Source organism: Synechococcus sp. 65AY6A5, from assembly GCF_002760415.1.
GTDB lineage: Bacteria > Cyanobacteriota > Cyanobacteriia > Thermostichales > Thermostichaceae > Thermostichus.
Genome location: NZ_AXUW01000001.1, coordinates 1,934,690 through 1,946,489 on the forward strand (window position 1 = coordinate 1,934,690; position 11,800 = coordinate 1,946,489).

At 60.4% G+C, this 11,800-nt stretch carries 12 protein-coding genes and 1 pseudogene; 7 read left to right on the forward strand and 6 right to left on the reverse strand.

Features of this window, described 5'->3' with window-relative positions; all coding sequences use genetic code 11:
• A pseudogene (locus SYN65AY6A5_RS14455) lies at window positions 1-222 on the forward strand (RNA-guided endonuclease TnpB family protein); the annotation flags it as partial.
• On the opposite strand, the gene SYN65AY6A5_RS09240 reads toward SYN65AY6A5_RS14455, so the two are convergent.
• Window positions 176-919 carry a hypothetical protein gene (locus SYN65AY6A5_RS09240; protein WP_011429303.1) on the reverse strand — a complete coding sequence of 248 codons (744 nt, stop codon included), beginning with the start codon at window positions 917-919 and terminating at the stop codon, window positions 176-178. The pseudogene SYN65AY6A5_RS14455 and the gene SYN65AY6A5_RS09240 overlap by 47 nt on opposite strands.
• Window positions 920-926: 7 nt before the next feature.
• On the reverse strand, window positions 927-1,604 hold the full coding sequence (locus SYN65AY6A5_RS09245) for a hypothetical protein (protein ID WP_011429302.1): 678 nt from the start codon (window positions 1,602-1,604) through the stop codon (window positions 927-929).
• Window positions 1,605-1,727: 123 nt separating this feature from the next.
• Between SYN65AY6A5_RS09245 and SYN65AY6A5_RS09250 the strand changes: the two genes are divergently transcribed.
• Complete coding sequence (locus SYN65AY6A5_RS09250) at window positions 1,728-2,111, forward strand: hypothetical protein (RefSeq protein ID WP_011429301.1); 384 nt, start codon at window positions 1,728-1,730, stop codon at window positions 2,109-2,111.
• A 92-nt stretch (window positions 2,112-2,203) separates the two neighbouring features.
• Here the strand turns inward: SYN65AY6A5_RS09250 and SYN65AY6A5_RS09255 are convergent, their stop codons facing one another.
• Both SYN65AY6A5_RS09255 and SYN65AY6A5_RS09260 read right to left on the reverse strand, forming a co-directional pair.
• Window positions 2,204-3,319, reverse strand: a complete 1,116-nt coding sequence (locus SYN65AY6A5_RS09255; protein WP_099812494.1) for an aldo/keto reductase — start codon at window positions 3,317-3,319, stop codon at window positions 2,204-2,206.
• 9 nt (window positions 3,320-3,328) lie between these two features.
• On the reverse strand, window positions 3,329-4,618 hold the full coding sequence (locus SYN65AY6A5_RS09260; RefSeq protein WP_011429299.1) for a cysteine desulfurase: 1,290 nt from the start codon (window positions 4,616-4,618) through the stop codon (window positions 3,329-3,331).
• Between the two features lie 168 nt (window positions 4,619-4,786).
• Between SYN65AY6A5_RS09260 and SYN65AY6A5_RS09265 the strand changes: the two genes are divergently transcribed.
• Together SYN65AY6A5_RS09265 and SYN65AY6A5_RS14165 are read left to right on the forward strand one after the other, a co-directional pair.
• Complete coding sequence (locus SYN65AY6A5_RS09265) at window positions 4,787-5,005, forward strand: hypothetical protein (protein ID WP_011429298.1); 219 nt, start codon at window positions 4,787-4,789, stop codon at window positions 5,003-5,005.
• Window positions 5,006-5,115: 110 nt separating this feature from the next.
• The gene (locus SYN65AY6A5_RS14165; RefSeq protein WP_011429297.1) at window positions 5,116-5,424 is read left to right on the forward strand and encodes a hypothetical protein; all 309 of its coding nucleotides are present in this window, start codon (window positions 5,116-5,118) and stop codon (window positions 5,422-5,424) included.
• A gap of 177 nt (window positions 5,425-5,601) precedes the next feature.
• Here the strand turns inward: SYN65AY6A5_RS14165 and SYN65AY6A5_RS09275 are convergent, their stop codons facing one another.
• Together SYN65AY6A5_RS09275 and SYN65AY6A5_RS09280 are read right to left on the reverse strand one after the other, a co-directional pair.
• Entirely contained in the window at window positions 5,602-6,753 is a 1,152-nt protein-coding gene (locus SYN65AY6A5_RS09275) for a glucose-6-phosphate dehydrogenase assembly protein OpcA (protein ID WP_099884283.1), read from the reverse strand.
• Between the two features lie 119 nt (window positions 6,754-6,872).
• A complete protein-coding gene (locus SYN65AY6A5_RS09280) occupies window positions 6,873-8,471 on the reverse strand; it encodes a glucose-6-phosphate isomerase (protein WP_099812498.1) in 1,599 nt (532 codons plus the stop codon).
• A gap of 185 nt (window positions 8,472-8,656) precedes the next feature.
• Between SYN65AY6A5_RS09280 and ribD the strand changes: the two genes are divergently transcribed.
• The 3 genes from ribD to SYN65AY6A5_RS09295 form a co-directional block, all read left to right on the forward strand.
• The gene (gene ribD / locus SYN65AY6A5_RS09285) at window positions 8,657-9,766 is read left to right on the forward strand and encodes a bifunctional diaminohydroxyphosphoribosylaminopyrimidine deaminase/5-amino-6-(5-phosphoribosylamino)uracil reductase RibD (RefSeq protein WP_099812499.1); all 1,110 of its coding nucleotides are present in this window, start codon (window positions 8,657-8,659) and stop codon (window positions 9,764-9,766) included.
• A gap of 443 nt (window positions 9,767-10,209) precedes the next feature.
• A complete protein-coding gene (locus SYN65AY6A5_RS09290; RefSeq protein WP_240531023.1) occupies window positions 10,210-11,226 on the forward strand; it encodes a hypothetical protein in 1,017 nt (338 codons plus the stop codon).
• 325 nt (window positions 11,227-11,551) lie between these two features.
• The coding region (locus tag SYN65AY6A5_RS09295; RefSeq protein WP_143597155.1) for a helix-turn-helix domain-containing protein at window positions 11,552-11,800 on the forward strand (249 nt) is incomplete at its 3' end.

An 11,800-nucleotide genomic window follows, 5' to 3' on the forward strand; every position in this document is an offset into this window, starting at 1 on the left:
GGTGGCGCAAAGGTGTTTAGATGCCCAAAGTGCAACCATAGGCTACCACGAGATTGGCAAGGCGCTCTGGGTGTTATGCTCAGGGCTTTGCGGGATACCGCCTTTCTGTTTGGACTCCGTCCGAGTAGCGCGGTCGCGTCAGCATCGCGTAGTGACAACGGAAACGGACAGAATGCTATCGCTTCACCGCTGAGCAGTAATGCTCAGCAGTGTTCAGCGTAAATGTATCAGGTTGTTGACACCGCTCCTCCAAGCTGGCCGCAAGGGCAGCTAGGCAGTCTTGGAGGGGGGATCCCTGCTCTAGGTGCCGGACGGCAACGGCATAGGCTTCGGGGTGGGCTTGCAACAAGGCCCGGCTCTGGCGCAGAAAGCGGTTGATGTAGGCCCTCATTTGAGCCGCAGAGGTCAAGGGCTGGGCTGCTGAGATCCCTGCCAGCAGCTTGGCCAACTGTTGTCTATCCTCCTCATCTCCCACCACTTGGCCATATTGGAGAGACTCCGCGGCAGCCCCTGCCATCCAAAACAGGCTGTAGCGCTCTAGATCTGCCCAGGGGATGCCCCCCTGGGCTTCCCAGGTGCGCATGGGGGCTTGATCCAGCTGCACTCCCCCGTAGCCGGGGATCCCGTGTCGGAAAGCCTGCCAGGGGCCCAGCACGTAGCCGCGCAAGGGGATCCCTAGCAGGTGGGCCACCACAATGTGTCCTGCCTCGTGGCAGATGACCCGCCGCCGATAGGCTGGAGAAGCCCAATCCAGCAGCGCGCCCAGCAACCCCGAGAGCCGCCCCCCAAAGGCCACCTGCTCGACAATCACCAAGCCCACCATCCCAGCCAAAGGCAGAGCCAACCGCGGCCCCAGGGCTGCCGACACCACCAAGGCCGCCACGATCCAAGCTGCGCGGGTGATTCCAGCCTCTGACATAAGGTTTCTATGCCTTCGCCTCCGGTCCTAGCTCGAGCGCCAGCAGCTCGTCGGCCAACTCCAAAAACGCCTCCCGATCCAGATAGGAAACATCTCCCACCCACTCCCCTAGCTTGACCACGTAGACTTCGCTCAAGGTCGGTCGGCGCCGCAGATCGCGGGAATAGGCCTTCACCAGCGCCAGCACCGATTGCTTTTTAACAATTCGCCGGTAGCGGGGATCGTCCCTGGCCCGCACTCGGTAGAGAACTCCTGTTTCATCGCCAATTTCCATCTCAAACTGGCGCTCGCGCACTTCTTCAATATAGAGTTGCCCCTCTTCATCCACCTTTTCCCGCTCTTCCACCACCACCTCGTAGCGGCGGGTGCTCAACACCTGGCCAAAAAAGAGCCCTCCGTAAGGGATCTCGCGAAAGGCTAGCTGCCGGCGGGAGATGGTGTAGAGGGGCCCCCAGAGGAAAGGGTAGAGCAACGAGAGAAACCCCGCCAGAAAGGAGACTGCCCCCAAGAAGGATCCCTCGCCAAAAGCGCGAGACAGCACCAGCAGCGCTACGCCCACCAAAATAGCTGTAATGATCCGGCCTACGCTCTTGAGGGCATCGCTCCAGTAAGCTGCGTACTGGAGCCGCGTCGGCACCAGCGGGATCACCGCCTCGCACTCTTCTGGGGTAAGCTCCAACAACATGCACTGAGATCCTCAAAACAGCCAACTCCGCCCCTTTACCCGCTGAGGGTGGGCCAGACCCCATCTTAGTAGAATGAGGCAGGGAAGCTCTGCTACCCTTGCTGCTCCTTCTAAGTGCTGCCCATGGTGCCCGGATCCCAGTTTGCTTCGACCGTCAGACAGCAGGTGGCCCAGTTGGACGAGGGATCCCGACGGGACAAGGCGTGGCTAGGAGATGCGGTGCTGAGCCTCTTTGCCCGCCAGTGGCTGCTCGGCCCGCCACCCGACTGGCAGGTGCCTTCCCCTCCCGGCTGCGATCTTAGCCGCGCGGAACTCTTCACCTGGCTCACCTCCAACCAATTTTTGTCGGCTCTGCGGGATCCCACCCAGGTGGAGGCAGAAATCGGCCTTATCTACGAAAGAGAAGGCCTCCCGGCAGCCTTTGCCTACATTCAGGAACAGCTCCTGCCTCTGTTTGTTAGACAGGTACACAACCGTGCCAAAACCCTGCGCAGCAAGCGGCGCTAGAGCCTTGAACTCCGGAGCAGCAAGAGGCTTCCCCCTAGCTGGCTCTCCTGGCCAGGATTTTCACCCCCCTCACCCCCTGGGAGAAGGGGCCCTTACTCCCACAGCCGCCGGATGGGAGAGCGGTGCAAAAGGCGGTGGGTTTCGGCCAACAACTCCGGGATCGGCAGGTGCTGCGGACAACGGGGCAGGCAGTCGCCGCACTCGCTGCAGCGGTCGGCAGGCACCCCTGGGAACCAGTGCCCTGCCTGGCCGAACATGTTGTAGCGATATTGGGCAAACTCGGTCATCTCGTGGGCAAGAGCCAAGTTGCGCAGCCGCAGCACCTCTGGGATGTGGATCCCTTCGGGACAGGGCAGGCAGGCGTAGCACTGGGCACAGCGGCTGGAGCCCAGGCGTTCCTGCTCCGCTTGATGCAGCCGCTCCTGTACCTGCAGGCCCTCCGTCCACCAGCGCTCGGGATCCTGCAGGGCCGCCAGGGCCGTCTGCAGCTCGTCGGGATGGGTAATGCCCAGGCTGAGGGTGTGGATGCGGGGATCCGCCAGCAAAAATCGATAGGCAAACTCCAGGGGGCTAAAGGGCGCACAGCTCTCCCGGAGACGCTGGGGCGGGCGATAGAGCATCCCCCCTTTGTCGGCAGGGGAGATGATGAACACCCCCATATCCTGCTGGGCTGCCGCCTCCAGGGCCGCGGCATTGCGCTGCTGGAAAAAGTGGTAGTGCAAATTCACAAAGTCAAACTGGCCCCTCTGGATGGCCTGCAGGATTAGCTCCAGGGATCCATGAGTGGAAAAGCCGATGTAGCGCACCAAGCCCTCCTGCTGCGCCTGCCGCAGCAGCGGCAAGCCCTCCTGCAGCACCCACTCCAGGTGTTCGGGCAGGTTGATGCCGTGGAAGGCAAACTGATCCAAATACTCCACCTGTAGCCGCTGCAGGGATCCCTCCAGCCGTTCCCGCAGCCTCTCGCCAGGCGTGAGCTTGGTGGTCAGGATCAAGCGCTGCCGCGGCACCGCCAGCTTCTGCAGGATCTCCCCCAAGAGCACCTCGGCCTGGCCATAGGCCTGCGCCGTTTCGATGTGGTTGATCCCTGCTTCTAGCGCCGCTGCCACCGTGGCCTGGGCCTGCTCCGGCGGCACATGGACTAGGCGCATGCTGCCCAGGGAGAAAGCCGACATAAGCTGCTGTGTGCGCCCAAAGCGGCGGTAGAGCATCTTCCTCGGCTACCCCAAGGCCTCCCTGAAAAACGCCACCGCCTCCGCCAGCACCTCCAGGAAGCGATCCACCTCGGCCAGGGTGTTGTAGAGGTAAACGCTGGCCCGCGCCGTCGATTGCACCTGCAAGTGGCGATGCAGCGGCTGGGTGCAGTGGTGGCCGGCCCGGATGGCGATCCCCTGCTCATCCAGCAGGGTGGACAGGTCGTGGGGGTGGATGCCCTCCGCCGAAAAGCTGACCAGCCCCGCCCGCCGCGTCGGGTCCTTGGGGCCATAGATTGTAATGCCTGGAATGCGCTGAAGCCCTTCTAGGAGGCGAGCGGTTAACTTTTGCTCATGGGCATGCACGCGCTCCAGACCGATCTGGCTTAGGTAATCGACGGCTGCCCCCAGACCCACCGCTTGGGCAATGGCCGGCGTGCCCGCCTCAAACTTGTGGGGGATATCGGCGTAGGTGGCGTGATCCCAGTACACCTCGGCAATCATCTCGCCCCCGCCCAAAAAGGGCGGCATGGCCCGCAGCAGCTCCCGCTTGCCGTAGAGCACCCCGATCCCCGTGGGGCCGCCCATCTTGTGCCCAGAAAAGGCCAGCCAATCGCAGTCTAGGGCCTGCACATCCACCGGCATGTGGGGCACGCTCTGACAGGCATCCAGCAACACCTTGGCCCCACAGCGATGGGCTAACTCAACCACCTCCCGGACAGGGTTGATGGATCCCAGCATGTTGGAGACGTGAGTTACAGCCACTAGGCGGGTGCGGTCGCCCAGCAAAGAGCGGTAGTGCTCCAAATCCAGCTCGCCCTCGGGCGTGATCTGGATAAACTTGAGGCAGGCCCCCGTCTTTTGAGCCACGAATTGCCAGGGGATCAAGTTGCTGTGGTGCTCCATCACCGACAGAATAATCTCATCCCCCCGCTCTAGGGTGCTCATGCCCCAACTGTAGGCCACCAGGTTAATGGCCTCGCTGGCGTTGCGGGTATAGATGATCTCTTGCGGGGAAGGCGCGTTGATAAAGCGGGCAATCTTCTCCCGCGCCCCCTCGTAGGCCTCCGTGGCTTCGTTGCCCAAGGTATGCACTCCCCGGTGCACGTTGGCGTTGCTGTGCCGATAGTAGAAATCCATTGCCTGCAAAACCGCCAGCGGCTTCTGGGAAGTGGCCGCATTGTCAAAATAGATGAGCGGCTGGCCGTTGACTTGGCGCTGCAAAATTGGAAAATCCGACCGCACCTGGGCAGCTAAGTCGGCAGCAGCGTCAAAAGCCTGGTCCAGCTTGGGGGAAGAAAGAGAGGATACCGCCATAGTCTGCGCAGAAGCCTACCTCCCTCAGTATGGCATCGCTCTGGGCACCCCTCGGCAAACTCCTTCCCTCTCGCCAGGGATCCCTACCTCCCCTCGCCAGTCGGAAAAGTTGTCAAGAACTGTAATTTTATGTTAAGTTTGTTTACGTACAGTTATGAGGCATTACCTATGCAATCCTCTCCTAGGATCCCTTCTCGCCTGGACTCCGCTTCTGTGGCCCAATACTACGACACCACCAACGACTGGATCCCGGGCTGGACGGAGCAGGCGGAGCGTTGGAATGGCCGCCTGGCTATGGTGGGTTTGGTGATCAGCGTTGCCACAGAGGCGCTGGTGGGTCACAGTGTTTTTGCCACCACTCTCGCTCAGTGGCTGGGACTGCGATAGTTGAGAACATCTGAGTTTTACGCAAGCATCAGGTCGGGCGTTTTGTCTGGGGGCTGCCCGATCGGCTCGCTACCCAGGCTATTGACTGTTTCACTGAACCCAACAGGCCGATGATCCTCGACAACCCTTTCTTTCCTTACATTGCCGTTATGGTGAGCGGGCTGGTGGCTGCTGTTGCCCTCGGTTCGATGGCTTTCTTCAACTCCAAGCGTCCTGCGGGCTGGGAGGGTGCTGCTCGTCCGCGATACGTGCCTCAGTATGGGCAAGAGGGCGAGGCTCCGCCCGAGTGGGAAATTGGGTGGACGGAAAAGGCCGAGCGCTGGAACGGGCGATTGGCCATGCTGGGGTTTGCCATGAGCATTGCGGTGGAAGCCCTGGTAGGTCACAGCGTGCTGGCCTCCGTCCTGGGGCTGCGCTGAGCTGGCTTCGACAGTGGATAGGCGGATCTGGCTAGCTTTCTTGGGCCGATTTGTCGGGATATCCCGAGAAGCCTAGGTTCTCGTCTGTCAAGCGCTGGGTTGGGGTCTTCGCTTCCCTGCATTTGAACGCGAGACAGTATCCGTCTCCCCAAGATTGCCAACAACGAAATCGAGATTCTACCCCAGCGCTCCGCTTTTCTTTAATTTGAGGATCTGGGCCACCACCCCTAAGGTCTCTTCGTAAAGATAGTCGGGGCCAGGCCGCTGCAACTCGGCAGCTAGCAGCGTTTCCAAGGACTCCTGCTCCAGGGGAGCCACCTGGCGAACCACGCACCTCTGGGCACCTCCCATGGCTTCCATGCGCATGCACCCTGTGGTTTCTGAACAGAGCACGGTGCAGGCGTCGGCTTCCTGGTTGCTGGAGGTGAGGCGCAAGCCGATGAGATCTCCCGCCTGGCTCATCTCCGAGACCAGGGGCACGGCAGCCAATTCTGCCCTCACCTCGCCTCCCGCTTGGGTTTGGAAGCGGATGCGGTCGATCTCGTAGTCGTGTTCCCAAGTCTGGGCCCGCTCGGTGGGCGTCCACCCCAGCCGGCTGGCCAGCCAGCCCAAGAAAAGGAGGGCCTGGCAGGGGTTGCCAGCTCTGTAGTCAATGGTTACTTGATCTATCCAGGACAGAGACTCTCGCCGATCTGGGGGGTCGAAGGCTTGGGCGGTGAGTTCCTGCCAGGGCAGCAGCCGTCGCCAGTTGAGATCCCCGCAGTGGTGCCCCTCGCTGATGAGGAGATGAATTTCCTGCAGGTCTTCTTCTGAGTTGACAAAGCCCCGCGAGTCGACGATGACGCGGTTGCTCAGGGCTACCAGCTTTTGAAACAACAAGCTATTCAAGTCTAAGTTCCCTTGCCACCACAGGAACGTGGGCAGGTTGGGGATCAACAGCGAGGCGACAGTGCTGCAAGCGCGCACAAAAGCCGATTCCGGCGCTTTCAGGGTGATGTACTCACAACACACCAGCGAGCTGCGCTGCTCGCGGGTCACCGGGCAATAGGCCGCCACCTGGGCCTCGATGGCGTCGTCTGTGGCTCCCTCCCGTTTGGCCCTTAGGTCGATGACGCGGCAGGGGTTCTGGGTGGCAATGGCTTCGACGGTGGGGGAAGGCAGCAGCAGGGCATCGTCTAGCGACTCATACACCACCAGGGTAAAGGTGGCAGCCCGGGCGGCAACGCTCTCTCCCTTGGAGGACCAGATCTTGTTCAGCTCCTGCTCAATGTCCTCGATGGAGACATCTTTTGGGGTTTGTAAAGGCAGGACGGCGGCAGGTTGGTCCATAGTCTCCTCCTGGAGTAGCCTCTTGCTCGATTCTAGGCAGACAGGCCGGCTGCACAGGAGGGGTTTAAGGTAAGGTACAGATTGGTCAAACCTCTCTTCAGGTTGCCTCTTCTATACTCTCAGGCCGGGCGCGGCTGGATGCTTAGCTCCAAGGGTCGGCCAGGATCCCCCACAAGCACTAGACTGCGGCCATTGGCTTGCAGATGCCGCACAATCCAGTACAGGGTCTCGATGCGCTCTGGGCAGCCCAGTTTTTCCGCCAACTGGGGCAAGGTCAGGGATCCCTTTTGCTCTCGCATCACCTCCAGCACCTGGCGCTGGAGCTGCAGGACGGCGCTGGCCGCTTTCTTGCCTGCTTCCACCCCCGGCTGGTGGTAGGCGTTGACCTGGATTAAAGAGGCGTAGAGGCCCACTGCCCGTTCGTAGAGGGCAATCAGGGCCCCCACGGAGCGGGCGTCCACCCGCGGCAGCGTTATGGTGACGGAGTCGCGCCCGTTTTCGTAGAGGGCTTGGCGGGTGCCCTGCAGCAGGCCATCCAGATAGTCGCCGCTGGTTACCTCGGGCTCTACGAAGGGGGAAGGGATCCCCGGCTCGCGATCCTGGAGCACCTCGATGAAGGTGACGAAGAAGTTGTTGAGGCCGTCCCGCAACTGCTGCACGTAGGCGTGCTGATCGGTGGTGCCCTTGTTGCCGTAGACGGTTAGGCCCTGCTCCACGCGGTTGCCCTGCAGGTCGTGGGACTTGCCTAGAGATTCCATCACCAACTGCTGCAGGTAGCGGCTAAACAGCGCCAGGCGGTCTTTGTAGGGTAAAACCACCATATCCTTGCGCCCTCGCCCCTCGCCGACGATGTACCAGGCCATGGCCAAGAGGGCGGCAGGATTGCGCTCCAGATGGGGTACGCGGGTGGCTTTGTCCATGGTGGCAGCTCCGGCCAGCAAAGCCCGGATGTCGATCCCCTGCAACGCTGCCGGCAGCAGGCCCACCGCGGAAGTTTCCGAGGTGCGCCCCCCCACCCAGTCGAAGATGGGAAAAACGGCTAGCCACCCCTCCTGCCGCGCCTGCTGCTCCAATTGGCTGCCGGGGCCGGTGATGGCCACTGCATGGGCAGAAAAGGGGATCCCTGCCTTCCGGTAAGCCAGCTCCACTTCCACCAAGGCGTTGCGCGGCTCGGGCGTGTTGCCGGATTTGGAGGTGACAACCACCAGGGTTTGTCCCAGTTTGCCGGCCAGCCGTCCCAGCACCCGGTCAAACCCGTCCGGATCCGTGTTGTCGATGAAGTGAATGTTCAAGGGCGGCTGCAGCGGAGCCAGGGCCTCCGCCACAAATTGTGGCCCCAGAGCCGAGCCGCCAATGCCAATCCAGAGCAGCTCGGTGAAACGCCCTCCCCCACTGGCTGGGATCGTGCCGCAGTGGATCTTCTTGGCAAAGCTCTCCACCTGTTCGAGGCAGTCTTGAATTGCCTGCCGAATTTCGGCGCTAGGAGCCAGCTCCGGCGCCCGCAGCCAGTAGTGGCCCACCTGGCGGCCTTCGTCGGGATTGGCAATGGCCCCGGCTTCTAGGGCCTGCATCTCGGCAAAGGCGCGGGCAAAGGCAGGCCGCAGCGCTTCCACCTGAGCGGAAGTAAAACGGATGCGGCTGATATCAACAAAAATTTCCAGCTCGGGATGGTAGTAGAGCCAATCGCAGTAGCGCTGCCAAAGTTGAAGGCTGTCCATGGGATCCCTTCTGCCAAGGCCGTAACCAGCTTACCAAAAACGCCCTCCAGCTCCTGGACGGGCCAGCGGGTGAAGTCGCCAACAGCGCCCAGATCCGTCGCGCACTTGAAGGGAACGGGTCGGCTTTTGTTCCCCAGATGGCAAGGCTAGAATCCAGAGCAACTGTAGCTTGATCCCGGCCCCTTATGAACTCGGATCGGCAATGGATGGAACGGTGCCTGTCCTTGGCCCGCTCCACACCGCAGCGCCCCTCCCCTAACCCGCGGGTAGCCTGCGTTATTGTCCGGGGGGATCAGGTGGTGGGGGAAGGCGTTCATCCGGGAGCCGGCCAGCCCCATGCCGAGGTGTTGGCTTTGCAACAGGCGGGATCCCTGGCCAAGGGCGCTACCCTCTACGTCAACCTCGAGCCCTGCAACCACTACGGGCGCACCCCTCCCTGTACCGAGGCCATCCTGGCTGCCGGGATCCGGAGGGTGGTGGTGGGAATGCAGGATCCCAATCCCCTGGTGGCCGGCAAAGGGATCCGCCGCCTGCAGGAGGCAGGGGTTGAGGTGACGGTGGGGGTGCTGGAGCAGGAATGTCAGGAGCTCAACGAAGGCTTTGCCTTCGCCATTGTGCAGAAACGGTGTTTTGGCCTGCTCAAATACGCCATGACCCTAGACGGCAAGAGCGCCGCCGCCACCGGCCACAGCCGCTGGATCAGCAATCCGCTGGCGCGAGAGTGGGTTCACCGCCAGCGGGCCTGGCACGATGCAGTCATCGTGGGCTCCGGCACCGTCTGGCACGATAACCCCCACCTTACCTGCCGCCTGCCGGATTTTCACGGATCCCAGCCCCTGCGAGTGGTTCTCAGCCGCTCTCTGAATCTGCCCCCGCTGGCCCACCTGTGGCGAGCGGAGGAGGCGCCAACTTTGGTGATTACCGAGGCCACTGAAGCCCATCCCCTCTGGGGATCCCTGGCCAAGCAAGGGGTGGAGCTGCTGCACCTGGATCAAGTAACCCCGGCTCAAGCGGCGCAGGTTCTCTTTGAGCGAGGCTGTCTGAGTGCCCTCTGGGAATGCGGCGGCACCTTGGCCTGGGCAGCCCTTAAAGATGGGGCCATCCAGAAGGTGGCCGCCTTCATCGCTCCCAAGATCTTGGGCGGGGCCGACGCGCCAACCCCCGTAGCAGGAGAAGGGATCCCGGATGTGAACCAAAGCTGGCAACTGTTGGAGCCGCAACTGCAGACTGTGGGGGATAACTGGTTGATAACCGGGAAGATCCTCCCTTCTGGCGCCGACGACTCCGGTGAATGATTTGTTCTCGATGACTCTCAATTGTCATCCGAGAGAGTTTTAGGTTTTTGAACGAACAAAATCATATCTGCTTAAGGTAAACGAGTATACTGCTCAGAAAGAATGTGGCGTTTCTGAAAAACAGGGATCGAAACTGAGCTAGCCTGTGATAGGCTACTGGTGCCCTCTAGAGCTTGCGGTTCAAAGGAATATAGCCCACAGAAAAAACCTTACCTGAGTAAGGTTTCAGCTCGTGTGACGATACGGGTTTTGCCCAAGCAGGCTGTAACTGCCATTTTGCCAAAAGCCACCCGGATCATTGAGCTCCTCTGGGGTGAGCCTTGAGAAAGCGACAACAAAGGGCTGTCCTTCTTGTCCAGTCTCCTTTCGTTGCCTGCCCGGCGAGCTGATTGAGAACTTTCCCCTCTCATTTCCCAGTACAAATCTTGGTAGGGAGGATCATCATGTTGAACCTTTTTGCCGGCCTGCTCTTTGCCTTGGCTCACCTCAGCCCTTCAGGAAATGTCCTCATTGAAGGAGATGTGGGGGAGTGGGCTTTTGCCGATCGCCAAGTTACTGAGACAGCTACATTGACTGTTCTCATACGGCCCGAGGCGAGCTTGGCCTCTTGGAGAGAAATGCTCTCGGTCATGAACGTTCAGGTACCAAAATTGCCCCGCTTCCTGGCAAACAATATGCGGAATAATCTCCTAGAGTACTGCCCCCAAACAACGTGGGAGTTTCACCGGGAAAGCGAAGAGGATGTCCTCTACGAGTTCCGTAGCGCCGGCTGTCGTGGGCAGGTTGCCGGGATCCAAGAGCATGAAATTGGCCGCATCACCCAAGGCCCAGACGGCCCTGTGCGCATTGCCTACGCCGCCAAGCCAGAGATGACACCCGAAATGCGGAGCCGCTGGCTGAACTTGCTGGGCAGCGAGGTGGGGACGGCTCGGGGCTTTCCCATCCAAAACCTTACCGGGGCCGCCCGAAAGCCTTCTTCCCCAGCTCCAGAGCAGCCGATCGCCCACTGGCTACAGGAAGCAACCGAGGCCCTGAAGCGGCAGGAAGATTTGCTGGCCGAGCTGGATCGCCTCGCTCAGGAAGCGCAAGCCAATGCCCGCGCCTATAGCCAGAAAGCCCCAAACGAGGCGGGGACAAGGGTGATCAGCCTGCACCGAGGTCGGGGAGACGGCAGCCCTGGCGAGGCCACAACCGAGTTTAAGACCACCGACACCTTGATCTGGGCCATCTTGCCGGTGGGCAGCCTCCCTGCCAACGCCCAGGTGGAGATGCTCTGGTACTACGAGGGCGGAGAAGCCGGGAGCGAGCAACTGATCCGCAAGTTTGATTTTCCCTGGGATCCCCTAGCCGACACGGTGCGAGGCTTTCTCAGCTTCAGCCAACCCTACACCGGGCGCTACCGCGTCGAGGTTCATGTCAACGGCGAGAAGATAGGAGTTGGCCGCTTTACAATTCGGTAGCCTTAGCTTGGCTCCCGCTTCCAACTCTTTTCTCTCGGAGGGAGACCGGCCTCTCTCTTAGAAGACTTACAGACAACAATTTTTAACTATAAATCCAGACTTTCCGGCAGGGCAATGTCCATCGCCATCTGCCTGTTTTTCGCGCTGTGAAGACCGTTGTGCTGAGAGCGAAAAGATAGCTCGACATTCTCTAGCGAGTTCTGATCACAGCTCTAGCTTTGAGGTTGTAGATAAAGCTGGTGCGGTACTGCAACAGCAAATTGCGCAGGTACAGCCTTTTAATTTAAAATAGGGTACAGGTATTCAAGAGGAAGGAGAGAAAGGAATGCCGACTCATTCTTTGGATTTGCGGCAAAGAGTTGTAGCAGCCTACCAGGCAGGTAACACCTCCATCCGCCAGGTAGCTAAACGCTTCATGGTTACCAAAAGAACAGTACACCGCTGGGTGCGACAGTACCAACAAACTCAAGATTTAGCCCCTAAGAAAGCAGGCACCAAGCGAGTGGGCATTTTGGAACAACATCGGCAGGAAGTGATGGCAATTATTACAGAACACCCAGACTTCTACCTGTGG

Coding starts and splice junctions, on each gene's coding strand:
- SYN65AY6A5_RS09255 (WP_099812494.1), bottom strand. CDS start 3,319: ATGCTCTACCGCCGCTTTGGGCGCACACAGCAGCTTATGTCGGCTTTC.
- ribD (WP_099812499.1), top strand. CDS start 8,657: ATGAACTCGGATCGGCAATGGATGGAACGGTGCCTGTCCTTGGCCCGC.
- SYN65AY6A5_RS14165 (WP_011429297.1), top strand. CDS start 5,116: ATGATCCTCGACAACCCTTTCTTTCCTTACATTGCCGTTATGGTGAGC.
- SYN65AY6A5_RS09260 (WP_011429299.1), bottom strand. CDS start 4,618: ATGGCGGTATCCTCTCTTTCTTCCCCCAAGCTGGACCAGGCTTTTGAC.
- SYN65AY6A5_RS09250 (WP_011429301.1), top strand. CDS start 1,728: ATGGTGCCCGGATCCCAGTTTGCTTCGACCGTCAGACAGCAGGTGGCC.
- SYN65AY6A5_RS09265 (WP_011429298.1), top strand. CDS start 4,787: ATGCAATCCTCTCCTAGGATCCCTTCTCGCCTGGACTCCGCTTCTGTG.
- SYN65AY6A5_RS09275 (WP_099884283.1), bottom strand. CDS start 6,753: ATGGACCAACCTGCCGCCGTCCTGCCTTTACAAACCCCAAAAGATGTC.
- SYN65AY6A5_RS09290 (WP_240531023.1), top strand. CDS start 10,210: ATGTTGAACCTTTTTGCCGGCCTGCTCTTTGCCTTGGCTCACCTCAGC.
- SYN65AY6A5_RS09280 (WP_099812498.1), bottom strand. CDS start 8,471: ATGGACAGCCTTCAACTTTGGCAGCGCTACTGCGATTGGCTCTACTAC.
- SYN65AY6A5_RS09240 (WP_011429303.1), bottom strand. CDS start 919: ATGTCAGAGGCTGGAATCACCCGCGCAGCTTGGATCGTGGCGGCCTTG.
- SYN65AY6A5_RS09245 (WP_011429302.1), bottom strand. CDS start 1,604: ATGTTGTTGGAGCTTACCCCAGAAGAGTGCGAGGCGGTGATCCCGCTG.